General features: G+C 51.7%; 16 protein-coding genes, 1 tRNA gene and 1 pseudogene. 8 read left to right on the top strand and 10 right to left on the bottom strand.

All coding sequences use genetic code 11. From position 1 onward, the window contains the following. Window positions 1-299: 299 nt before the first annotated feature. Complete coding sequence (locus AC1S52_RS27400; protein ID WP_482032216.1) at window positions 300-3293, bottom strand: pre-peptidase C-terminal domain-containing protein; 2994 nt, start codon at window positions 3291-3293, stop codon at window positions 300-302. Window positions 3294-3640: 347 nt separating this feature from the next. After that, complete coding sequence (locus tag AC1S52_RS27395; RefSeq protein ID WP_482032215.1) at window positions 3641-5497, bottom strand: hypothetical protein; 1857 nt, start codon at window positions 5495-5497, stop codon at window positions 3641-3643. Between the two features lie 612 nt (window positions 5498-6109). Here AC1S52_RS27395 and malQ point away from each other — a divergent pair. The 3 genes and pseudogenes from malQ to AC1S52_RS27380 all read left to right on the top strand — a co-directional run. Then, window positions 6110-7648, top strand: a complete 1539-nt coding sequence (malQ, locus tag AC1S52_RS27390) for a 4-alpha-glucanotransferase (RefSeq protein ID WP_482032214.1) — start codon at window positions 6110-6112, stop codon at window positions 7646-7648. A 596-nt stretch (window positions 7649-8244) separates the two neighbouring features. Further along, a complete protein-coding gene (locus AC1S52_RS27385) occupies window positions 8245-8514 on the top strand; it encodes a BrnT family toxin (RefSeq protein ID WP_482032213.1) in 270 nt (89 codons plus the stop codon). A gap of 102 nt (window positions 8515-8616) precedes the next feature. Continuing rightward, window positions 8617-8718 (top strand): annotated as a pseudogene (locus tag AC1S52_RS27380) (hypothetical protein); the annotation flags it as partial. Between the two features lie 272 nt (window positions 8719-8990). On the opposite strand, the gene AC1S52_RS27375 reads toward AC1S52_RS27380, so the two are convergent. The 3 genes from AC1S52_RS27375 to AC1S52_RS27365 all read right to left on the bottom strand — a co-directional run bounded on the left by AC1S52_RS27375 (window position 8991) and on the right by AC1S52_RS27365 (window position 13536). Beyond that, window positions 8991-9143 (bottom strand): hypothetical protein, encoded by a 153-nt coding sequence (locus AC1S52_RS27375; protein ID WP_482032212.1) that lies wholly within the window; start codon window positions 9141-9143, stop codon window positions 8991-8993. After that, complete coding sequence (locus tag AC1S52_RS27370; RefSeq protein ID WP_482032211.1) at window positions 9136-9267, bottom strand: hypothetical protein; 132 nt, start codon at window positions 9265-9267, stop codon at window positions 9136-9138. Before AC1S52_RS27370 ends, AC1S52_RS27375 begins: the two co-directional genes overlap by 8 nt. A 108-nt stretch (window positions 9268-9375) precedes the next feature. Continuing rightward, window positions 9376-13536 carry a CHAT domain-containing protein gene (locus AC1S52_RS27365; RefSeq protein WP_482032210.1) on the bottom strand — a complete coding sequence of 1387 codons (4161 nt, stop codon included), beginning with the start codon at window positions 13534-13536 and terminating at the stop codon, window positions 9376-9378. Window positions 13537-14148: 612 nt separating this feature from the next. On the opposite strand from AC1S52_RS27365, the gene AC1S52_RS27360 reads away from it, so the two are divergent. The 4 genes from AC1S52_RS27360 (at window position 14149) to AC1S52_RS27345 (ending at window position 18070) form a co-directional block, all read left to right on the top strand. Continuing rightward, window positions 14149-16749, top strand: a complete 2601-nt coding sequence (locus AC1S52_RS27360; protein ID WP_482032209.1) for an EAL domain-containing protein — start codon at window positions 14149-14151, stop codon at window positions 16747-16749. A 72-nt stretch (window positions 16750-16821) separates the two neighbouring features. Next, window positions 16822-17154 carry a ribbon-helix-helix domain-containing protein gene (locus AC1S52_RS27355; protein WP_482032208.1) on the top strand — a complete coding sequence of 111 codons (333 nt, stop codon included), beginning with the start codon at window positions 16822-16824 and terminating at the stop codon, window positions 17152-17154. Between the two features lie 12 nt (window positions 17155-17166). After that, a complete protein-coding gene (locus AC1S52_RS27350; RefSeq protein WP_482032207.1) occupies window positions 17167-17883 on the top strand; it encodes a class I SAM-dependent methyltransferase in 717 nt (238 codons plus the stop codon). Between the two features lie 105 nt (window positions 17884-17988). Continuing rightward, window positions 17989-18070, top strand: a tRNA-Leu gene (locus tag AC1S52_RS27345). A gap of 216 nt (window positions 18071-18286) precedes the next feature. Here the strand turns inward: AC1S52_RS27345 and AC1S52_RS27340 are convergent. The 3 genes from AC1S52_RS27340 to AC1S52_RS27330 all read right to left on the bottom strand — a co-directional run bounded on the left by AC1S52_RS27340 (window position 18287) and on the right by AC1S52_RS27330 (window position 22473). Next, complete coding sequence (locus AC1S52_RS27340; RefSeq protein ID WP_482032206.1) at window positions 18287-20971, bottom strand: tetratricopeptide repeat protein; 2685 nt, start codon at window positions 20969-20971, stop codon at window positions 18287-18289. Window positions 20972-21199: 228 nt separating this feature from the next. Beyond that, the gene (locus AC1S52_RS27335) at window positions 21200-21574 is read right to left on the bottom strand and encodes a hypothetical protein (protein WP_482032205.1); all 375 of its coding nucleotides are present in this window, start codon (window positions 21572-21574) and stop codon (window positions 21200-21202) included. Between the two features lie 299 nt (window positions 21575-21873). Beyond that, window positions 21874-22473, bottom strand: a complete 600-nt coding sequence (locus AC1S52_RS27330) for a fibronectin type III domain-containing protein (RefSeq protein ID WP_482032204.1) — start codon at window positions 22471-22473, stop codon at window positions 21874-21876. 277 nt (window positions 22474-22750) lie between these two features. Between AC1S52_RS27330 and AC1S52_RS27325 the strand changes: the two genes are divergently transcribed. After that, window positions 22751-23209: a VOC family protein gene (locus AC1S52_RS27325; RefSeq protein WP_482032203.1), complete on the top strand. Its 459-nt coding sequence runs from the start codon at window positions 22751-22753 to the stop codon at window positions 23207-23209. Between the two features lie 137 nt (window positions 23210-23346). Here the strand turns inward: AC1S52_RS27325 and AC1S52_RS27320 are convergent, their stop codons facing one another. After that, window positions 23347-23766: a VOC family protein gene (locus AC1S52_RS27320; protein WP_482032202.1), complete on the bottom strand. Its 420-nt coding sequence runs from the start codon at window positions 23764-23766 to the stop codon at window positions 23347-23349. A gap of 29 nt (window positions 23767-23795) precedes the next feature. Further along, window positions 23796-24854 carry an anthranilate phosphoribosyltransferase family protein gene (locus tag AC1S52_RS27315; RefSeq protein WP_482032201.1) on the bottom strand — a complete coding sequence of 353 codons (1059 nt, stop codon included), beginning with the start codon at window positions 24852-24854 and terminating at the stop codon, window positions 23796-23798. Window positions 24855-24875: the final 21 nt, after the last annotated feature.

Genomic DNA, 24875 nt, shown 5'->3' with positions numbered 1-24875 from the left:
TTTAGGCTCCGTTTGGCTGAGAAGGGGGGCGAACACGAGTGCAAGGAGTGACATCAGATATTGAATGGAATTCCACATAATTGGTTCCCGAAAGGGAAGGAAGGGGAGGAGTTTTGAGTTGAGAGTTTTGAGTTGAGAGTTTTGAGTTGAGAGTTTTGAGTTAAGGGTGGGTGAGGGAATGGGGATTAGTTGTTGGTTGTTAGCTTGAGCTTCTAACAACTAAAAACTAAAAACTAACAACCAGCAACTTGTTTACCTCGCCCCTCGCACCTCGCACCTCACACCTTTCCCCTTACACCTTACGTAAACAGAGACGCACCGGAGTAGAGGTTAGCTAAGTCGTAGTGGCGACCAAGGGCGTGGGCGCGGCGCACGGCGGCATCGGCGTTGACCAAACCCTGACCAAAGGTGTTATCTCGACCAGCAGTTCCCAGATCCATAGCGGTTTCGGTTAAGACTCGACGCAGTTCGTTGCCATCCAGGTTGCCGTTGACACTCCAGACCAGAGAAGCGATGCCTGCCATGTTGGGGTTGGCAGCGGAAGTCCCACCGAAGGTAGTGACATTGCCAAACTTATCCAATGCCGGAGAGTTGGTGGCAGCAACCATCGTCAGGTTGGAACCGCGATTGGAGTAGCTTGCCAGATCTACGGCAGTAGCATTGGTCAACCCATTAACCGTGTTGCTGCTGGTACGTGCCAAGGCACCGACTGAGATCACGTTTCCGTGAGTGGTTTGCAGTTTGGCAACCCCGCTGACACTGGTCAGGTAGTTCGGGTCACTCAAGTTACCTCCAGGTCCCCCGTTACCGGCAGCGATCGCGAAGATGGCAATGTCTGAGTTGTCCCGAATTAATTGCTCCAGTTGCGCCTGGGTGCCGCCACTGTTGAGCCAACCCTCACCCTGAATGCCACCCTGGAACACGACTCGCTGATTCCGGGCACGGGCATAGGCGATCGCATCGCTGATAGCGGTCTGCAAGGAAACCCCGTTATACACATCGGTCACGTACACATTGCTGTTCCAGTTAATTCCAGCCACTCCCGAACCATTGTTCGCGGTGGAAGACATGACACTGATTGCCTTGTGCCCATGAGCATAGGAACCGGAGGTGGGACTGTAATTGTCATCGTCGGTGGAATCAGTAATCAACCGGGCAGTGGAAATGTCATGGATGCCACCACCACCAGTCACTCCGGCGGCGGTTAGGATACCCGTATCGAGGGAAACCAACAAGACATTGCTGGAGCCGCGACTAAAGCGCCATGCGCTGCTGACATCCGAGACATGCAAGTTCCACTGCTGCCCATAGGAAGTGTCATTGGGGCGGACTTGCAGTTCCAGGGTCGAACCATCGTTGAAGCGGAGGTTTTCAATCCCCTGGAAGTAGATTTCCTGCCCATCGGTGAGGGAGAGGTAATCGAAGCTGGTACCGCCAAAGAATGCCTGGTTCCAGGTGGAGTTGGTCAACGGATTGAAGGAGGTGAGACTGAGTCCGTTAACGCTGGCAACACTGGAGCGGGCAATTCCCAGGTTAAGGGTATCCGTACCACCGCGTCCCAGGTAGACAGCCCCCGTCCCGCTAGCCGCCGAGTAATTCAATGTATCCGCCGCAAAGGTACCGTTAAATCTTGCCCAGGGAACGATCTGGATAGCTTGGGTGGCTGAAATAAATTCAGTACCTCCGGTAGTTTGGGCGATCGCCCGAATCTGGTAATCCCCAGCCGTAATACTGGAGAAGTTCGCCAGGTTCACGAGTCCATTGGTGAGGCTAGAACCATGCCAGGTGCCTAAGTTAATGATGCTGCTACCGCTGAGGGCTTCTAAGCGCACATTGGCAAGCGAAGCGGTGCCTGCAAAATTATAGTTAAACCGCAGTGCCCCATCCTCAAAAACTTGCTGGGCAGAACTATCGCCAGCCGCATCAGCAACGCTAAAGCCCGCAAAACGATTTACGGGAGTTCCAGACAGGTTCAGCGTGTAGAGCGTGGAGGCGGAGCCGAAAGAATAAACCCGGACAAAATAACTGCCGCTCGTTAAGCCGCTCAAGGAAATCGATTTAGAAGCAGAACCACCCCAGGTTGAACGGGCAATCACTTCACCCGGATCCACGACACCATTGAAATTAGAGTCACGAATCAGTTGCACATCAGCATCCGCACTCAAGCCAGTCAGTGAAAGACTGAAGTTACTCTCCGTTCCCAAATTGAAGCGGTAATAGTCATTGGGATCATGGAACAGTCCAGCACTACCGCTGACCCAGCCGGAAAAGCCACGGCTGCCATTGAGGGTGCCGATGTTGTAAGCTCCACCCAGGGTGTCATTTGGCTCCGTTGCCACACCTAAGCCCGCAGTTGCAGTCAGGCTCAGGTTATAGCTGGTGCTGGCAGTTGTACCAGACCATTGATAGACCTGGGCAAAGTAGGTACCCACCCCCAACCCCTGGAGATTGATTGATTCTGCAATATTGCCGCCATTGGATGACCGGAAGATCTCTTCGCCCGTATCCACCACACCATTATTGTTGGCATCTCGAATGATTCGTAGATCGGCATCAGCACTCAAACCATTCAGTGCCAGGTTCAAGTTGCTGTTAGCGCTTAAATTAAACCGATAGACATCTGCTGTGTTGCTGGTGCTGATAAAACCGCTGGAATTGCTGGCAACCCCTGAAGTCAGGGTGCCAAAATTCGTTTCTATCGGCAACAAATTACTGGTAGAAAGAGCAGAAACATTAAGAGTGTAGTTAGTGTCACCACTGTACTGATAGACGCGAACATAATAGGTTCCGGTTGATAGAGATGCCCGGTTAATGGCTTCGTGGTTGGTGCCACCCCGATAGGAACCGGTAATCAAGTTACCATCGCCGTCGAATAATTGGACATCTGCGTCAGCCGTCAGCCCTGTTAGTGAGAGGTTAAGCCGACTGGTGGAATCGAGATAAAACCGAAAATAATCCTGAGTATCGCTACTACCAACAAAATTGACTGCTGTGCGTGTGCCATCCAGGGTGCCCAGGTTGTTCGCCCAGAACATGTAGTTATCCGAAAAGATCGGAAACAGCAGCGAAGAGTCTAGGATGCTGGTTGAAATGGCAGAGGAAGAAAGGGTTCCAAAGTCAAATCCGCCATCCGGAGGCGGAGCGCTCGACCGGGAAACCTTAGCCCCCTCTTGCAGAGGAGTACTTAAACCCAACAAAGCTCCAGGTTTCACTCTGGAGCTTAAGGGAACAGCATCAGGGGAGTAGTCATTAAAAGCATTAACGGAATTCGATAGTTTGTTAGGGGCAAACATGCTTTAACCTGCCTTTACTAGAGTCAGATAGTGAAATTGGGCAAATGCAACTAACGGCTCCCATTCACCCCCAAAGGTGGCGCTTGAACCGTTGAGGATTTGTCTGACTCAACAACAGGGATTGTGCATAAAGTTACATATCTTTACAAAAGCCGGTCTACCAGCTTCAGTTGGCTACAGAAGGAGAAGGCGGAAAAGTGTTTAGTCCTTAACTTGCAAACTTTTGGTTTTGTGGAGAGGGGTTTAAAACTAAAATCCCCGGAATCTTGGAGATTTCGGGGATCTAAAGCTTTTTCGTTCTGTGCAGTTCAGTCAGGAAGGTTGCCTAAAGCTCTCCTACCTGTGTCCTATCGTGCTTTGGGAAAAGACGGTAGATCAACTGCTGCTAGAGACTTCAGTTTTCTGGATGGACGCAGAGGATAAACGACGGGAGAGGGCCAGGCACCTGAAAGCATCTCCTGGTTTTTGGCAGGATTAGCTGATTCAGGTAAACTGTCAGCGCCGATCGCCACTGGCGAAGCCTTCACTTCCGCGTCTACCTGATTTGGTGCCACTCCAACAGAACGTCGATTGCTCCGAGGCGTGCCAGAACGGGCAGCCCAGTTGACCAATTCCAGCGGCTTATGCTCGCTACCAGCGGTTGCTTGATCAGCCTCAGCCAAGGGAACTGGCGAAGGGGCGTTTACAGTTACCCCTGTTTCACCCTCGGCGGCTGACACACCTGAGCCACTTTCGACGGATAGGGGGGACGGGACTGAAGCGGCATCCTTCTCTGCGATCGCGGGAGGCTCAATCAATTTCGCCAGGTCATCCCACAGACCATCTTCAACATCGGCAGGCTGACCCCAAGAAAAAGCTTCTAGAGGGCTACCCAGTTCGTCTGAATCCAACGGAACCGCCGCCAGCATTTGCAACAATTGACTGTCCCCCTGCTGAGACACCTGACTGCTGGAAGCGACCTCCTCTACCGTCGTCTCACCCAGGGACATCTCAGATCCGAGGCTTTGATCGTCAAGAAATGGAGTTAAGTCAAAAATAGTATTTGATGGTTGCCCATCGACGGGCTGATACGGCTCAGTTGCCGAAGTATCATGAAAAATCTGACTGACCCAGTTCTCTGAGGTTTGCGGATCCTCTACCAAACCTGCCATCCCATCCCCGTCATCCGGCGCATTGGGATGCAACAGCTTAGACAGCGGTTTTGGCAAAGCCATACTGCCCGTGTCATCCGCTTCAGACTGAGCTTCCGCTGCGGCAGACCAGGGACGCACAGGCTGATTTTTAGGTGCTAGAACCTGGGACAGCGAAGTGGGTGGAATCGAAACGACCGGAGCAGAGGCACTATTTCCCTCAGTCAGGCTGGGAATAAATTGGCTTTGGCGTTGGGCGGGAGTCATTTCCAGGCATTTTTCCAGCGCTGCTTTGAACTGGAGGGTTTGCCGCTGCTGGCGATGAAGGCGCATCCGCAGGTCGCGGCAGGTATTTTCTGTTTGTAAAAGCTGCTGTACTTGCTCGTTATAGCGTTGTTGGGCAAGGGCACAGTCTCGCTCTAGCTGGGCAACCCGTTCCTGACTACTGTCTAACTGCTCTGTCAGGGTTTCTGCCAAAATGCGCTGACGTTGAGCAACTTGCTTGGAAATTTCTAATTCCTGGAGCAACTCGTTCACTCGCTCTTGGGCAACGGTCAGTTCTTGTCCAAGCTGGGAGTCCAATGCTGCTGGCTGAGGGGATACTGGCTGGGGAACTATTGCCTCAGCATTATGGAGCGATCGGGCCACCTCTAGCTGAAATTCAATCTGTTGCTGAGTCAGATCTTGTTCTAACTGAGCCAGGCGATCGCGCAATTCTCCATTTTCCTGCTGAAACCGATGCAATTGTGCCGTCACCAGGTCGGCAGTTAAATTGGCTCCATCTAAGGGCGCTTCACCCAAAGCCGCTAGAGCGGCAACCACTTCCGAACTGGTATCGGGGCTAATCTCGGATGCAACCTGAGAAACCAACTCCGTCGCCCTGGGAATTGCATCCACACTTAAGGCACCAGGAAAATCAACCGTCTCCCAGCCCTCCTCATCATTGGCACCTGGGGAGGAAAACAATTCAGATGCCTCCGACATCTCAGACATGATATAGGGAGGAACAGAAGGAACTGGATCGGAAGATTCAGGCAAACCAGGTTCGTTGTTGACTCTCTCAGCTTCACTCATAGCTCTAGTCCTGCAGGGTGAGAAATCCTTAAGCGCAGCGCCTTGCGACGATACCCATCATATATGGAGTTATTAAATTTGTTTCGTTGATTTTATGAAATTGATTTAACCAGTCCAGTTTAACCAGTCAAGCGATACCAAACGAACTAACCATCAATCATGCACGGCGTTGCTGATTTTGGGTATGAATTGAGAGTTGTATGAATTGAAACTTTGTTCCAACTCATACTGCTATTCCAGCACCATCAATCAGGCACAGACTACCAATATTGACACTGAGTCTTTCATTTCGTACCACGAAACAATAGATTTCAATGAATTTGTTAGACAAATATACACCCCTATTCAGAGTTATGAATTTCTGAAGTATCAAAGATCACCAGAAACCTCACACCTTAAGCCAGCCTTATGATTTTGTGGTTCTCTACCTCAGTCGCTTGACCTGAGCCTGAATTCCTACGAGACTGACAGATGATTTAACGGTAATTTGAAATCGGGCATTTCAAAAGTTGCCTGCTATGTACCTGTTATCTATATGTTCTGAATCCCTATCCCCTGTAGTCTGTATCCGGCAAGCTCATCCCTGCTCTCCTGTACTCCTATCTGGTAACTATGAATTTTTCTGGCTCTAAACCGACACTGGCTCATTGTAGAGTCAGCGGTGTTTTATTACATCCCACCTCTTTCCCCAGCCCATTTGGGATTGGTGATTTGGGACCGGGCGCGCGGCGATTTCTTGATTTTCTCGCAGATACGGGACAACAAATCTGGCAGGTTTTACCGCTAGGACCAACGGGGTTTGGCAACTCTCCTTACATGTGTTATTCCGCGATGGCAGGTAATCCTCTACTGATTAGCCCAGAATTACTGCGCGATCGCGGTCTGCTGCATCAGGAAGACTTTGCCGATCTGCCCAAATTTCCCGCTGATGGGGTCGATTTCGACTCGGTAGAACCCTACAAGATGGCGTTGTTAAAGAAAGCCTGTGAAAACTTCAGGACCCAGGCTGCCGATGAGCAGCGGCAGGAGTTCAATCTGTTTTGCCAGGAAAAAGCGGAATGGTTGGATGACTATGCCCTGTTTATGGCACTTAAAGAAGAGCAGAATGGGGCAAGCTGGCATACCTGGGAACCGGACCTGGCAAAGCGAACCCATGATGCGATGGAAAAAGCTCGGCTCCGTCTGCCAGGAGCGGTCTTTTTTCAAAAGTTTGTCCAGTATGAATTTGCGCGCCAGTGGTCTGAGCTAAAGCAGTATGCTAATTCTCGCAGTATCTACATCGTGGGTGACATTCCTGTCTATGTGGCGCATGACAGTGCCGATGTCTGGGCGCGTCCTGCCAACTTTTCCCTGGATGTGAGAACAGGGGAACCCGCGATGATGGCAGGCGTACCCCCAGATTACTTCAGCGCTACAGGACAACTGTGGGGCAATCCCATCTACAACTGGGGGCGGTTGAAAAAGACTAAGTTTGCCTGGTGGATTCAGCGGTTTCGAGTCCTGCGCGAATATATGGATTACATTCGGATCGACCACTTTCGCGGGTTTGAGGGTTACTGGGCAGTGCCCAGGGGCGAAACGACTGCCATCAAAGGCAGATGGGTAAAGGCACCGGGGGAAGCTTTTTTTGAAACCCTGCGGGAAGAACTGGGAGAATTGCCTGTGATGGCAGAGGATCTGGGGGTGATCACCCCAGAAGTGGAGGCACTGCGCGATCGCTTTGAATTCCCTGGTATGCGGGTGCTGCAATTTGGGTTTGGCTCCGATCCGGCAAATCCCTTTCTGCCGTTTAACTATTGCCGTAACTGTGTGGTTTACACCGGCACCCATGACAACAACACCACAGTTGGCTGGTTTGAGAACGATCTGAACGATTATGAACGGACGAATCTATTGAGCTACCTGGGTGGGGTCAGTCCAGACGGAATTCAGTGGGATCTGATTCGGCTGGCGCTGAGTTCGATCGCCAATGTTGCCATCACGCCCCTACAAGACATTTTGGGACTGGGTAAGGATGCCCGCATGAACCGTCCCGGTGCAGCAGAGGGCAACTGGCAGTGGCGTTATCAGGATGACCAGTTGGCTGGAGAGGTGCGCGATCGGCTGGCGAAAATTACCTGGCTGTTTGGGCGGGGACCAGCACACTGGTAAGAGGGGAGAGGTGTTCGCCTTTGGCGTTCCCGTAGGGTGGGGTAAGGAGTTGTTAGTTGTTGGTTGTTAGCATTTCACGCGCTGGCGCACCTTCAGAGTGAAAGAAATTAAATTTGCTAGATGAGTATTTATGCTTATCGAAAATCTAATTTCTTAGGAGCTATGCAATGGGTAACTTGGTAGCGAAGATCCCCGTGTCTTGTTGAGCATAATATTGGTTGACTAAATCATCCTTTCACACACCGGGGGATCTGGAGATCGTCTCTCAAACCAACCTACCATTTTGTTCAAGTCATCTCGCAGGCACTTTCACCTACTCTAAATTTAGAACAAGCTTACATTGATCGAAATGCTCCATGCCTGAAGTAATTGAGATCCCGATTGAACTAGCTCGATTTCAACTTCCCCAAGCGGTTCAAGCACGCTTGCAATTTTTGTGAGATTGTCAGGATGGGGGGGAAGACGTTGTCTCCAGCAGAACGACAGGAGGCAGAGGGACTTGTTGAGTTGGTAGAATTCTTGTCTTTGCTGCGTTTACGGTCAGCATGGATGGTAATGGAATTTGGCTGGGTAGCCATTGATGGCTTGTGAGAGGCATGGAGTTTGAGTTTGACCTAAAGAGAAGCCAGTCTAACCAAAAAAAACATGGAGTGGATTTTTTAGAGGCTCAAAACCTGTGGACCGATCCTGACCGAGTTGAGATTCCTGCAAGAACCGAGGATGAACCCAGAATCGTGGTGATTGGAAAAATGGGTAGTAAACATTGGTCAGCAGTGATAACAAATCGAGGAGACAGGATTCGTATTATATCTGTGAGACGGGCGCGAGATGAGGAGATAGAGATTTATGAAAGCAGAAACGTTTGATACCCAATTTGACCAGGGCGAAACAGTCATAGAATTTCTAGATTTAGATCAAACACGTCGTCCAGGGCATGCATCTAAAGGGATAACGATCGATTTCCTCAATGGATGCTAGATGCCCTGGATCGGGAAGCTAAACGGTTAGGGGTGACTCGCCAATCGATTGTTAAGATCTGGTTGGCTGAACGTCTAGAGCGAGTAAGTTAAACCTTGCTGACCCTACAATCTCCATGACAGCGATCTGCACGACTCAGCTCCCAGAACTACTGCTCATTTGATTTTGCTGGGTTTGGATACTTCGGTATCCAAGCCATTACGCCTGCTGTAACTGTTCCAGCGATCAGAACCACTTCTAAACCATAGTGTTAATCCTATCCAGTTAATACAACTAGATGCAGCACCGCCTGGTGAACTGTCAAGAATTATTTGCTTCTGTTCAGTCCTGATTAAATAACCCCAAGCATGAGTGAGTTTTGACTCTACTTCAGTGCATCCAATGCCTTTTGATTGGTGATGCCCTTTTCGGAGGCAAGGAACTGGAAGAATTTGCGGAGTGCCACCCTCAGATCGGATTCAGTGGCAGAATCTAATACTTTACGCTTGTACCAGCTCCTGAAATGGCTGTTAACCATGCCCTTGGTAATCTCTTGAATGCTTTGCACGTTGAGGCTGACCCGCCTGCATCAGAGCATCGACAAACTGAATCATCAGTCCGGGTAGATGGGTGAAATGTGCCTGGGCGATCGCAGCGGACACAGCTCAAACTCAAAGCCTCCAGACCTCCGAGGTTTCCGAAAACCTCGGAGGTCTAAGCCGAATTATTTTCCACAAGAAAGACTACCAGAGGCAGCTTTCCTGTCACTCCTACCAGGGATTGCCCACCAGGGTGAAGGCTGCCCAGTAGAAGGGAAAGGACAGATCTTTGTCAGCTTCCTGCAATTCGGGTGGCAGGGGAATGGTGCCTGTGGGGGTAATCAACTGTCCCCGTTCGAGGCGTACCTGCTTGCGAATCAGGGCTAACTGGGTCTGGCGCACGGCTTCGGCTCTGATGGGTGCTGTTTTGAGTTGTCGGTAAAACTCTGCCATAAAGGCAAGCGTGCCTTCGTCATCCACTGCCCATAGACTTGCCAGCGCAGACCTGACCCCGGTTTGGTAAGCAAGTCCAGCAAAACCCAGTTCCGCTTCGACATTGCCCAGGGCAGTGCGGCAGGCACTCAAAACCAGCAATTCTACCGGTGGGTCATTCCAACCGAGTTTGGGGACTTGATCTAACCCCAGTCGGGTATCCCAAAGTTGAATATAGGACTGATCGATACTGCCAGGTTTGAATTCGGCATGGGTTGCCAGATGAATAATGCCGTAGGGCTGTTGCTGCCGCTGTGCTCTGAGATTGTCCAGGGTGAATCTTTCATTTAGAAAAGAATTCCCCTGCCACTGATTTTTGAAGATGGTTGCCAGTTCAGTGGGGACTGCTGGTAATGCCCTTTGAGTTTCAAACTGGGATGCTCCCATTGCCAATACCTGGGTATTTTTGAGATCCCGGTAGCGGGTGTCGGTGAGGCTGAGGCTGGGCATCAAGCCGACACTATAGCGCTCGATCAGAAACCCTTTGCCATCATGGAGAGCCGCGATAGGCAGCGATCGCAACCCCACATCCATAATGAATGCGAGATTGTCAATCTGCTTTTCCTGCAAGTCTGCCTCCAGGGGTTGAATTAACCACTGGTAGAGTTGCTGCGCTGGAGCCAGATAGCCTGTGGTTTCGCGAATGGTGGGGTCAGTGACGGCATTGGTTAACTGACGGGCAATTTTCAACACCTCTGCACGGGTCGCACCGGAAACTCGTCGATAAATCGGTGGTCGGTCTGGCACTACAGCAATCAGCTCCAGGCGATCGCTATCCTGAGGTTGCGTTGCCGGGGATTGTTGCAGTTGAGCGATCGCAGGCAGTTCAGACAAAGACTTTGCCTGGGGAGCGGGTGATTGAATCGAGTCTGGCACAAAGCTGACATAGATAATGGCTGGCTTTACCCCGGTCGCAGTCTGCACCTGATTAAAGACATTACAAATCTCCAAAACCTGGGTTCTGAAAGCACCCACCCGTTTCCCCAGAAATTCCTCAAACTCCTGTGCATACTGGTTATCCAGCGAAGCGACTCCAATATCGCCAGAGCGACAGGGGAGGCTGGTCAACGCTAAAGCATTGGAGGGCAGGGGCGATCGTACGGGCTGTTCCAATACGTCAAACCTTCCCACAGTTGGGGGAATGTCATTTCCTGGCGACCCATTTCCTGGCGACCCATTTCCTGGTGATCCGTTTCCTGGCGAGCCATTCCCTGGCTCTTGTGTAACTGGGATGGGCTGGATATTAATGGTGACTGGAGCGGCAGTCGAGGATGAAACGCCATCTGAAGCAACCAGCGTAAAGGCAGTTAATAGCCCGGTGGCAGTAGAAGGCGCAAGATAGAGGAGCGTATCACCGGCAGCAAGGGGTGTGACACCTGGAATTGCCTCAACGCCATTGACGAATAAGGTGCCATTGTTGATGGCAGAGATAAGCAGGCTGGTTTGGTCCTGGTTGGCATCGGCGATCGCGGGAGCCAGGTCGGCATAGGTAAACGTAAACGGTTGCCCCTCCGTTGCCCCAGTCAGGGTGGAAACCACTGTCAGCGTTGGCGGTTGGTTGACGGAGGTAATTGTAATCGTGTTGGGTGTGGCTCCCACCACCACACTGCCTCCCGTGGGCAGAACTGGAAAGTTATTTGTGGTAATGACGGAAGCACCCCCCGCATCGATCGCTCCGGCCGTCCCGTTCGTGGAAGGGCTACCCACTGTAAAAGGCTGGTTCGTCGGTCCACCATCATGCTGAATTGCCACACTGCCTGACTGCGTAGAACTGGCGGTGTTAATGGTGGTGCCTGCCGTCGTTCCCTGGATCACACCATTTGCAGTCAAACTGACGTTGCCACCAATGCTGGTGAGGGCAGTGCTGGCAGTGGTGTTGATGTCACTGAAGCTAATATTGCCATTGGTTGCCGTCAGGTTCACACTGCCCCCCGTTGCGCTGGAACCCGCTGCTGCGGGAGCGATCGCAAAGGTGGTAATCGACTGCGCCGTAATGCTACTGGCATTAATCGCAACATTACCTGCGGTCGCTACTGGCACACCGGGCGGCGTTGCCGAGGCAGACGTGGCAATATTACCCACCGAGACGTTATTCGAGGCAGAGAGAGTAATACTTCCCCCCGTGCTGGTACCGGCAGCAATACTGCTCGTATCCAGGGTGCCCAGAGTCAGGTTAGCTCCCGAAATGGTCAGGTTACGGGAAGATGCCTGAATCGTCTGGGTGGGGTCCATGATAAATGAACCAACCCCGCTGTTATCCGCATCGGCAATGAAGCTGATCGGTCCACCGGGGACAAAATTAAGTGAGACACCGGGGGCGATCGTAATGTTATTGGTCGCCTGCAAAACGACCGTGCCCGCCTGACTTTGCAGTGCCGTTTGCGAAATGGTAAAGGTTGCTGGGGCATCACCTGCCAGAATCGTAGGCAACGCCCCATCCTGAGCGCCCCCCGCTCCTCCAACAATGTTGATATCCACCGGGTCCAGCAGGAGGATGCCAGGAGTGCCACCAGGGGCACTCAGATCAACCATGCCACGGAAGATCAGGGTTTGTTTGCCAGAGACTTCAGAGAAGCCGCCGTGGGAGGGGAGAGGGGAGAGGGGAGAGGAGAGAGGAGGAATGGCTCCGCGGGCGGTAATGTTGCCGTAGAACTCGGTGGTCTGATCTGCCCAGACAATGACTCTGCCACCATTACCAGCATTGAGGGCATCGGCATGGATGGTAGAGTCGGGGCTGATGTAGGTGCGGGAAGCATTGGGTATGGTGCCATTACCCTGGAAGTCACCACCAATCAGAACGGTGCCGCCGCCTGCGCTACCGGATGCCTGCACCGTTGCGTCCACTAACCCGACGCGATCGCCCACCACCGTTACACTCCCCCCCTGCCGCCCAGACACATCCACCGCGCCACTCACAATCGTGGTACCGGGACGGACATCCACCGCTGCCCCTGAATGGGTGAGTACAATTTCACCCTGGTTGTTCACCTGGACTTCCGTTGCGCCAGGTTGACTGCCCCCGGTGAGTAGTTCGGCAAGGGAAACTGGCGGTTGGGCACTGGCTTCCGGTTGCGGGTTGGCGATCGGTTCAATCTCCAGACTCAACAGGCTACCTGGCTGGCTCAGACGCACCAGGGAAGTTCCTGGCACCGATGCCACTGTAATTTGTCCCTCCCGAGCAGAGAGGGTACCCGCATTCAGAACCGTCCCACCCAGCAGGGTAAGCGCTTGCCCCTCCCCCACAGCCAGATTACCGAGATTGGCAATGGCTCCCACCTGCGGCACGGTAAAGGCAAAGGCAGCAGGAGTTGCAACCAAAGCAGGGTAGTCATTCGTCCCCGTTGCACTAAACCATCCGGTACACTCCCCGCCCGATACTCCACACCCAAACCCCACCCGATTCGCCGTCGTTGCCAGAAACGATCCCGCCACATTCAAACTGGCAGCGGGACCAAACACGATCCCTGCCGGGTTAATCAAAAACAAATTGGCATTACCGCCTGTGACCTGAATTCTGCCATTAATCAGGGAAGCTTCTCCCCCCGTGATTCGGGTCAGAATATTGAGAATTTGAGAATTGGACAAAAAGTTGGCAATCTGCCCCTGGCTCAAGCCAAATCGACTGAAACTGTGAAACAGGTTGGCACCATTACCTGAAAGCTGCCCGCCCGTAATATCGTAGCGATCGCCTTGAGGGATGACCTGCGTCCCCACGCCATCTGTTGCAGGCACAATCGCCTGAGCAAGATAGGGAGAGGGGGATTCGCCCAGCGGCTCAATCGTTACAGACTGCCCAGGGGCAACTGCAATCGTCGCAACCGAAGGGTTTCGATCCGCTTCACGTTCAGGAGAAATAAAAACTGTCGGAGAATTAGGGGGAAGGGGAGGGAAATAGAACATGTCAACGATTCCAGATGCACCAGATGAATTCGCGAGAGCCTTGCAACCACACCCCGGAATTGACCTGCCGCCCTGATCGTTGCAGGACCGCCGTCATTCACTCTGCTTGCCTGCCTACCACAGCTCTCTGTTCAAACAAGGGCGTTGCTGATTTTGGGTATGAATTACAAGTTGTATGAATTGAACCTTCGTTCCAATTCGTACTGCTATTCAGCACCACCCTGTTCAAAAAAGCCCTAACAGTATACTCAATCTGTTACAATCCGAAGCTTTCAAGCAAAAGAATGTAGAGAGGGGAGAGTGAAGAGTTGAGAGTGAAGAGTTGAGAGTGCGGTTTGGTAATGGGTTAATTCATGAAGGGTGAAGATTTCCAAACTCATCACTCACGACTCAAAATTCAAAACTTTCCTCCCTCCCCTCCCTCCCCTCCCTGCCCCTCTATTCCTCACCCCTGACACCCCCATTTTGAATTTGGTGTAAAAATTGATAGGGGTGTGAGGATTCTTTAGCCAAAGTAAAGTAACGTTGACAACGTAACTGGGATATCCCAAACCCTTAGCTGTAAGCTTTACCGGGTATTTTGTTAACGTGCCTTGATGCCTTAGTGCTGCAATGGGTGTACCGTCCGCTGAAAAAAAAAGAACAAGCCCCCTTTCAGCTTCCAAAATTTTGCAGCACCTGAAGCAATGGTGTCATCGTGGCATGGGGCTGCTGGTTTCTGCTGAGTTAAAAGTCATTCTGGCTACCAGCTTGACCGCATCGGGTCTGGTTTTGAGTGCGCGTCACTTTGGCGGGTTGCAGCCTGCTGAACTGACGTTTTTTGACCAGATGATGCAGATGAAACCGGCTCAACGCTTAGACCCTCGTCTTCTGGTAGTAGGCATCGGCGAAACGGATATTCGGACACAAAACCACTGGCCTCTCCCCGACGAAGTGATTGCAACTGCCCTGGCAAATTTGCAACAGCACAAGCCCCGGGTGATTGGGCTGGATATTTTTCGCGATATTGCGATCGCGCCGGGGCATGACTTATTAAAAGTTCAGCTTCAACGTCCGAATGTGATTGCTATCAGTTACCTGGGCAACACCGCCGAAGAACATATTCCCCCACCACCTGGCTTGCCTATGCAGCGAGTCGGTTTCAGTGACCTGGTCTCTGACCCCGATGGCGTTGTTCGCCGTAATCTCATGTTTGCAGGGGATGGGACTGATATCTATCCTTCGTTTGCGCTCCAATTGGCTCTGGTTTATTTGCAGGACAAGGGAATTCGTTCTCAACTGACTACGCAACAGGAATTTCAACTGGGGCAGACAGTTTTTCCAAAATTGTGGTCTACAGCAGGTGGCTATGACACCGCAGACACAAGCGGCTATCAGGTTTTGCTGGACTACCGAGGGGCAACGGATGCCGTGCGGCAGGTGACGCTACAAGAGGTTTTGAATGGAGACGTTGACCCCAGTTGGATCCAGGACAAAATTATCTTGATTGGGGCAACGGCTCCCAGTGTGAAGGATCTGCACTACACCCCCTATAGCTCTGGGAAAGAGGGTAATCGCCAGATGCCGGGAGTGATGGTTCATGCCCAAATGGTCAGCCAGGTGTTGAGTGCGGTTGTGGATGGACAGCCCCTCTTCTGGTTCTGGGCAGAATGGCTGGAAATTGCCTGGATTGTTGGCTGGGCAGCCGTAGGAAGTCTCCTGGGTTGGCGCGTCCGTCATTGGCTGGTGCTGGGCACCGCGACGGGAGCCGCGCTGGTTGTTTTGTGGTGCCTCAGTTTTGGCATGTTTATTCAGGCGGGATGGGTGCCAGTGGTTGCTCCATCGCTGGCAATGGTGATTGCAGGGGCAGCCGCCGTTGCCTACCGGGTTGTATATGACACTTTCCACGATCCGCTGACGGGCTTACCCAATCGGGCATTATTCTTAAAGCGCCTGAACCACTTCATGCGGGCTACCAAACCCACCATTTCCAGCCCTAACCAGTCCGATGCACGCCAATTTGCAGTGCTTTTTCTCGATCTAGATCGGTTCAAAGTCGTGAATGACAATTTAGGGCACGACATTGGCGATCGCCTCCTGATCACCACCAGTCATCGCCTCAAAAGCTGCCTGCGTCCTGCCGATATCCTGGCACGGGTAGGCGGCGATGAATTTGCAGTCCTGCTCAAAGACATCAGCCATCTAGAGCAGGCAACCTTCCTTGCCAGTCAACTGCAACAGGAAATGGCATTGCCATTCTGGATTCAAACCCAGGAAATTTTTACCAGTGTCAGTGTCGGCATTGCCTTTAGCCAGAGTGAACCAGGGCACCAACCAGATGATTTGCTGCGGGATGCCCACACTGCCATGTATCAGGCAAAAGCCCTGGGCAAGGCACGGCAGGAGGTGTTTGCGACCGGAATGCGGATTCAGATTGTGCGTCGCTTGCAGTTAGAAACGGATCTGCGACGGGCAATTGAGCAACAAGAATTTCAACTCCACTATCAACCGATCGTATCGCTGCAAACGGGGCAAACTGCTGGGTTTGAGGCTTTAGTGCGGTGGCAGCATCCCCAAAATGGCTTCATCTCTCCGGCAGAGTTCATTCCGGTAGCGGAAGAAACCGGGTTGATTGCCCCCTTGGGGCAGTGGGTGATTCAAACTGCGTGTCAGCAAATTAAACAGTGGCAAACAGAATTTGAAACTGACTTACCGCTGATGATGAGCGTGAATCTGTCTGGGCAACAGTTCACCCAGCCCAATCTGGTTGAGTTTATTGAGGAAACTCTAGAAAACACGAAGCTGGATGGTCACAGCCTGAAACTGGAAATTACCGAAAGCGTTGCCATGCAGGATGTTGAATCCGCGATCGCCATGCTTGCCCGCCTCAAAGCCCTCAACCTCCAGGTCAGCATTGATGACTTTGGCACAGGTTACTCATCCCTCAGCTATCTCTACCGCTTTCCGGTGGATACCTTGAAAATCGATCGCTCCTTTGTTAGCCGGATGGATGATGCCGGGGATGATGCGGCGATCGTCCAGACCATTGTGGGCTTGGCGCACAGCCTCAGTATGAATGTGGTAGCTGAAGGAGTAGAAACCGCTGCCCAACTGGCACGGCTCCAAACCATGCATTGTGAGTATGGGCAGGGCTATTTCTTCTCAAGACCTGTCCCGGTTCAGGGAGCCACCGCTCTTTTAGCCGCTAAAACCCACTGGCTAGAACGGCAATGAAAGGGTTGAATCCAGCGATTCATATACTACACTTGTATTACAAACCTATCGATAGAATCCTGGAGGATCATCATGCATACACTCAGCCGTACATCCACCACCGAAATGGAAGTCACCAGCATTCGTCTGGAGCGGGAATTGAAGGAGCGGCTCAAAGAACTATCCGGCAATCAGGGCTACCAGGCATTAATTCGAGATATTCTCTGGAACTATGTGCAGCAGAAAGCGGGAAATTTTACCCCCCAGGTCACCAGAAGCGAGATTCGCGCCACGATCGCCGCCACCGCCCAGCAGCAAGAACGCTGCGCCCTCACTGGTAAACCCATTTACCCAACCGAACCCATGTTACTGGGACTAACCACCAACGGACTCTTGCTTCCCCTCATCTTAGATAGCTTGAATTAGGAATCCTGCCCCATGAGAACCGATACTGTTTGGCAGGATAAAGCACTGGTTGAAAGTTTTTTAGGCGTTCGGGCGGCGATTCCCTTTGCCGCAGACCAGATCAACATCGCGCTGCAAGTCGTTGATCGTAGCAGTCTCAGGATTAAGCGCGTTGCAGACCTGGGATGCGGGGATGGGGCGATCGCCCAGACCGTTCTAACCCGCTATCCAGAAGCCCAGGTGACTGCCCTTGACTTCTCTGAGCCAATGCTGAACCAGGCAAAACAACGCCTGCGATCGTTTAATGAACGGGTTACCTTGATCCAGGCAGACCTTTACACGTCTGACTGGCAAAAAGAGCTAGAACCCTTTGATGTCATCCTCTCAGGCTACTGCATTCACCATCTACCCGATCGCCGCAAACAGGAACTCTACCGCGAGATTTATCACTTGCTCAACCCGGGTGGCTGTTTCCTGAATATTGAACATGTGGCATCAGCTACACCGTGGGTCGAAGCGTTATTTAATGAGTCTCTGGTCGATGCGCTCTATGCATGGCACCTTGCTCAAGGGGGAACTGATTCACGGGAAGCCGTAGCTGAAAAATTTGTCTACCGAGAAGATAAAAAAGCCAATATCCTGGCTCCCGTTGATGTTCAGTGTGAATGGCTGCGGGCGCTCGGCTTTCAGCAGGTAGATTGCTACTTCAAATGGTATGAGCTAGCCGTGTTTGGAGGCATCAAGGGGTGAGTTGAGGAGTTGGGGATTTTGAATTGAAATGACTAATTTCATCCCTCAAAATTCACAACTCAAAACTTTCTCCCCTGGCTTTGCTATCATAGTTACGCCAGACATGCGGATGTGGCGGAATTGGCAGACGCGCTAGATTTAGGTTCTAGTGTCTTCGGACGTGAAGGTTCAAGTCCTTTCATCCGCATTAACTAAAAGCACGATCAATAAAGGGTTCTGTGATTGTAACCATAAGCTGTCCGAATCGGACAGCTTATGGTTACAATCACAGGGTACGCCTGCGATCGGTAGATCACGGTTGCGAAGGCATTGATGCGATCGCGCAGTTCTTATAGACCTTTGCCTCTACGATGTCGTAGTAGTAGAAGTTGTAGATTCTCACCGTGGAGAATGATACAGCCCGCTAACTCACAATGCGGGCTTCCTGTACCAGGGGATTGAGCCGATCGCCCTGGTCGCCAATCAATTTTCGGAAGCGGCGATCGCGGGCAATCTCGTCAAAATCAATGTCTGTGGCAGCTTCTTGACGGTATTTCGGGTTGAGTTGAATGGCTTTCCGTAAACTCTCTAATGCAAGTTCAGGTTGGCGTTGGAGAGCATAGCAGATGGCTTTATTGTAATAAGCACTGGCGTGATCGGGGTTGATTTCTATCGCTTTGTCAAAGCTGGCGATCGCCGCTTCGTCACGCCCCAACTGAACTAAATTATATCCTCGCTTATCCCACGCTTTAAATGAAGTCGGATTGAGCTTTAATGCCTGGTCAAAGGACTCAACCGCTTCCTCAAACCGCTCCAGTTCCTGGAGTGCCAGTGCCTTATTAAACCAGGCAACTCCATCATCCGGCTTCACCTGGGTCGCTTTATCAAAGGACTTGAAGGCATCTTCTGCCCGCTGCAAATAGCCCAGAGCAACGCCGCGATCGCACCACGCCTGGTGAAAATCAGGTTGGACTTCAACCGCTTTGTCATAGCACTTGACCGCTTCATTAAACCGTTTCTGCCGTGCCAGGATTAGTCCCCGGTTAAACCAGGCAATGGCATGGGAAGGTTGAATCTGAGTCACCCGATCATAGGCGGCAGCAGCCCCATCGTAGCGCTGCATGGTTTTCAGCACATTGCCCCGATTCAACCAGGCTTCCACGTCATCTGGTCTGAATTCCAGGGTTTTGTCAAAGGATGAGATCGCCTCCTCATGCCGCTTTAACTCTTCCAGTGCCAAGCCTCGATTAAACCAGACCGAGGGATTTTCCGGTTCAATTTCGAGGGCTTTGTCGTATTGAGCGATCGCCGCTTCAAACCGTCCCTCAGACCGCAGGGTATGCCCCTGCTGAATCATGTCCCTGGCATCCAGAAACAGTTCGGGATGGTTTGCCTTCAACAGTTTCAGGTTTGCCCCCAGAACATGAATTTTTGTTTGAGCATCGGCAACGAAGGAATCGGCAACAAATTGAGGCGAAACGATCGCCAGTTTTCGCAAAATGGCATCCTTGCGAGCTTGAGCGTTAGTCTCAATCGCAGCTAACCGAGCCGCCAGATCTCCTTCCAGCTTGCGCAAATTCGTCAGCGTTTGCTGCTTCTGCTCTTCTGCACTGGACTGCAAAGTAGACAGGCGATCGCCAAAGACCGCCTCTAACGACTCCATCTCCTGCCGGATCTCTCCCCGCTGTCTTTGGAGCGATGCTTTCAAATCAGCCAATTGGGCTGTAATATCCGCCTCCGCTTTCTCCAGCGACGCATATGCCTGACCGCTACGGGTCTGATTGCTGGATTGGAGTTGAGCCAATTGAGCTGTAATATCCGCCTCCGCTTTCTCCAGCGACGCATAGGCTTGACGGCTACGGGTCTGAGCACTCGACTGGAGTTCCGCTAGTTGCGCCGTAAAGTCTGCCTCTAACCGTGCCAATGTCTGTCGCAGGGCATCCTTTTGGGGTTGGGCGATCGCCTGTAACTCACCCATCTGGGCAGTTGCCTCCGCATTTAGCGCGTCAATCGTTTGGCGGATGCTGGTGCGCTGCGATTGAGCTTCTGCCTGCAACTGAGCCAGTTGCGTAGACACCTCCGCTTTGACCTGTTGCAAATAATTGAGCAGTTGATCGCGCTGAAGGTGTGCCCCAGAGTGAAGTTGCTTCAATTGGGTGGAAAAACTCGTTTCCAGACGAGTTAAGTCCAGCAGCACCTCATCCTTGCGTCCATAAGCCCTGGCTCGCAGGTCGGTCAGTTGGCTAATAAATTCCGCTTCTAGCTTTTTCAGGTTCGCCAACATCGACGTGAACTGCTCCTGTGCCCTGGTTTCTGCCTGTTGCTGAAGTTGGGCAAGATGGGGCGTAAATTCTGCCTCCACGGTATTAAGCCGTTCAAAAACCTGCTCTTTGCGTCCCTGGATCTCTAACTGAAACTGGGTTAATTGAGCCGCCAATTCGGTTTCAACACTTTTAAGCGTTTGTAGGGTAGCAGACTGTTGCGATCGCGCCCCACCCTGCAACTCAGACAGGTTGGTGGTAAAATTTTCTCCTAGCTCCTGCAACCGCTGTTGGGAATGTTGCAGGTAAGACTCCAGTTCCGCCACCCGCTGTTCCTTCAGTTGGGTAAGTTCTGTCACCAGGCTAACAAGCCGCTCCTGTTGGCTCTTGAGATCTGCCTGAAAGTCATCGGCTTCCTGATATAAATCATCGGCAAAATCATCCGCCTGCCGAAGAATCGCTTCAATTTCCTTACCAGCGCGTTGAACTTGCCCTTCCAGATCTGCAACCTCATCCAACCGCGCCTTCACATTGTTGGAAATCTCACGAATGACTGCCTGACGAATGCGCCACAGACCATAAACCGCCCCTCCCAGCAGCAGCACCAGAACTGCCAGCAAAATGTTAAATAGCATGGCTGTCTGGTTCAGAGCACGGTTTGCCTCAGCCTGAGCCTGCTGCTGAACCTGAACCTCCGTCCGCAACTGATCCAACTCCTGTCGCTCTTGAGATGAAGCGGCTTGAGCGATGATCGGCGACGAAGCAGTCTGAGCAACGACAGCTTGACCACTGGCAGAATTTGCTGCCAGTAGAACGATGAAAAAAAGAACACGGCTTCTAAGGTCCAAGGCAATACCCCTTTTTGCTGACTGAACGGGATCTGACCTTTCTATAGTTTAGAAGCTGTCGCGGTTTAGGCTGAAATTTCTATGGAGCGAAGGTTGGTAAATAATGGTCATTGGTCATTGGTCATTGGTCGTAGCATCCACAAGCGACAAAGGACGAATGACCATTAACAACCGATTTACCAATTAGCCATCCCTCTCAACCCTCAACTCTCAACCCTCAACTCTCAACTACCTCCCCCGATAGTTGTCCCTGATCCACAGCCGCAGTTCTGCTTCTGAGTCGGCATAGACACTGTTGCCCGTTTGGGGGTCAAAGGCATACCACCAGCGATCGCTGCCATTGATAAATTGCTGCACCTGTAACTCTGAGCGATGAGCGATCGCTTTAATAATGCTTTGAACAAAGTCCTTTAGTCGATCACCATTCCATAAAGGGCTTATGTGAGAGGTACCGGCTGAAATTTGCTGCCGCTCTCGCTCTAGTAATTCGACAAGCTGAAAATTATTGGTAGCTCTGGCGACCTCCAGACGATGAGCCAGAGAAGTCATCATATTTACCTGGTGCTGGGCAAGAAATTGAGGGGCGTGAAGTACGTTAGCCATAGCAGGATCTGAATAAATAGAGTAAAAACAGTTTTTCGTTTTCCATTTATAAATATAAGATTTTTTCTGTAGCATAAGCTACTGACTTAATCTAAATTGTCAAAAAAATCTATGCCCCTTCCCCCTCCGCCTACCACCCCCTCACATCCGATATTATGTGCTGGAGCAAACTGCGGTGGGTGGGGCGATCGGGTGCCCAACTGGGCGTTTCAGACCCTATTGAAGAGAACCCCCATAGTCTTGGGCTTTACTCTGGATGCAGAAGACTCTGCCCAAGCTTGAAGCCGTGACCAGACTCATCAACGAATTTCCGAAGCGGGCACTTCCGTTGTAGGGACAACAATTGAGGGAGCGTCAGGCTTTGCACGGGGAGCAGAGACACCGGGAGCAGGGGCAGGAACAGCATCGAGCGGTTGTTCATCCATTGGCACTTCCTCGACAGGCTCCTCAATCTCAAAATTCTGAGTCACCACTTCCTGCATTTCCCAGGCAGTGCAGGTAGGACCACCAATTAACTGAGTATTACACCCCTGGACTTTGATGACGTACTGAGTGCTGGGCAAAATTTTGGTTAACGCCAGACTACCCCGGTTGCCTCCCTCTAACATCCGGTGGGTCTCGACAGGATCAACCCCTGGTCGGTACCACTGAACGTTATAGAAGTCATAGTGTTCACCTCCCCGCCAGCTTAACTGAATCAAGCGGGTATCCGAGACCACAGACTCAATACAGGGGCGATCGGAGTAACAAAAAACCTGATCCTCAACCACCATGGCTACTGCTGCGGCTGGCACCAGGGCAAACGATGCCGCAATGGCAGCGACCTTGAAACTAGCACTGGCTTGTTTGCCATAATTTGATAACACAGTAATCCCCCCGATAAAAGATTGCCTATGCATCAGCAACTCCTGCTGTTTGTATTTCGGCAATTTTAGCCGACATTAGATTCGCGGAAGCACCCAAACGAAAAAGGCTTTCATAGAATGCCCTATTTGCATGAGAAATTGTTCACTCCTGGATAGATGCGGTAAATGTTGAAGGTACTGGTGGTAGAAAGTCATTGGTCATTAGTCATTGGAGGCAGACAACCTCTGTAACTTTTTCCCCAACTAACAACTCCTCACTCCTCACCCCCTTGCCCAGTACTTTGTTCTACCTATTTGGAAAAACGGCTCTATGTTAGCGATTCCTCAGTCAACCAACTGCCTTACCCAGGGTACTCTGCGACGAGTGCATCATATTGCATTCAACGTGAAAGATATGCAGGCTTCCCGCCATTTCTACGGTGGAATATTGGGACTGCATGAATTAACAGGGGATGAAGTGCCTGCTACGCTCAAGGATCTGGTGTCAGCAGGAAAAGTGTGCAATTTTGTCACACCAGACGGTACTGTCATTGACCTGTTTTGGGAACCAGAACTGAATCCCCCGGCTGCAAACCCCCATCAACAGTTCACCCGTGCGAACCACCTGGCATTTGACATTGCTCCTGCCCTATTTGACCAGGCAGTGGAGATACTTCATCAAAACCAGGTCATGATTGACCACGGACCCGTCACTCGCCCCACAGGGCGCGGGATTTATTTCTACGATCCAGATGGCTTTTTGATTGAAATTCGCTGTGATACAGAATAGGGAGGCAGTGGCAGTAGTTACGGATGAAGGATGAAGGATGAAAGCTAAGAGTTTAAAGTGACCAATGACCAATGACCAATGACCCCTCACTAACAACTAACAACTCCCCTCTGCGCCCCCTCCCCTCTACTTCCTTCCTACCCCTCCTGTGCCTGCTCAACAGTAAAAGCCACGACCTGACCATAACTCAGTTCCAAAATGTGTCCATCTGGGTCTCGCAGAAATGCCCAGTAGCCAACAGGGGGACCGAAGTCTTCGGGTCCTTGTTCCAGGCAACCTTCTGTGCTGGCTTCCTGGCAGAGAATATCGACCTCCTCGCGGGTTTTGCAAGCGACACCCAAATGGGCAGGCGATCGCAGGGGGTGTTTGACATCTGGCTGTTGCAGAAGAACGATTACAAAAGGACGGGTGAGGTCGGTCATCCAGGCAACGGCAATACCAGGATGGTCTACCCGGTAGTGAACAACACTCATATGAGCGTACTTTTTGTAAAAAGCAATGCTGGCATCCAGGTTGGTGACAGGTAGCGCCACGTGGGTCAGTCCAAAGTCAGGCATTGGTTTTGTGGGGATACGGGATGTTTCCTTTACCGTATCAGTTGCAGGGGGGCGATCGCTGCTTGCAATTGCCGCAGCTTTTGCATCACCTGTCCATTGCTCAATCGGGTCTTTGCCTCTATGATTGCTGATTCCATCGAAGAACAGATGCCACAACGCCAAAGGTAAAAACTGCTACTCCAGAGAGCGGTGTCAGTTAAATCGGATGGGTTTCCTTGAAGCACTGCCTGCATTGCTTGGACAACCTGCATCGAGGAGTCCAGGGGAAAATTTTTGCCTTCAAACCCATAGTCACGGGGGTGCAGGTGTAGCCGCTCAAAGCCGGTTTCTGGCTGGTTCAAACCAATAATGGCAGTGCGCTCCCTCGGTAGATCGCAACTGCCTTCTAAGCCTTTAACGGTTGTGAAATGGGAAATTCCCCGGCGTGCGAAGGCATCTTGAAACATTGCCTCCGTGGGTGGATGGACAAACCCGGAAACCACATGAGCTTTTCCCGCATAAGGACACCACATCAGTTCCATCGTGGCAAAGGGGGGGCGCTTGCCAATTTGCTCGCGGTAGGGCACAAGCCCGTGTGCCAGGGGAAAGTGAAGCGGTAAATAGAGAAAGCCAATACCAGTGGTTTCCAGCACATGCTGAACTTTCGCTAGCGGAAGCTGGGTCCAGTCTATTCCCAAGCCCTGCCAAAAATTGATTAGAGGCTCCCCTTCCTTAGTCGGCATCCGATCTCCCCCATGCAGGATCACCGGACAACCAGCCGTCGCCAGGATCAGGGCAACTAAAGGAGCCACCGGAGCGGTGCGCGATCGCCCATCGTAGGGAATGCCAAATACGGTAACGGGTTGGTCAGTGGAAATGGGTTGTAACGTAGGTCCCAGTTCATCATAAGCATCCAGCATTCCCGCCAGCTCTTCCCCAGTGGGTCGCCGGATTCGGTGGGCAATCATAAATGCCCCAATCTGAGCCGGGGTTGCCTCCTGAAGTAGCATCATTCGGGTGGCAGCGGCAGCTTCTTCGCGGTTCAGATTTTCTCCAGTGTGCGGACCGCTTCCCACTTTGCGGAGTAATTCTCTGAAGGCGTGGCTCATGACAGTTTCCTGAAGTTGAAA

The sequence above is a fragment of the Kovacikia sp. CALU 1929 genome (assembly GCF_056784235.1).
This window is presented reverse-complemented; position numbering and strand designations above follow the sequence as displayed.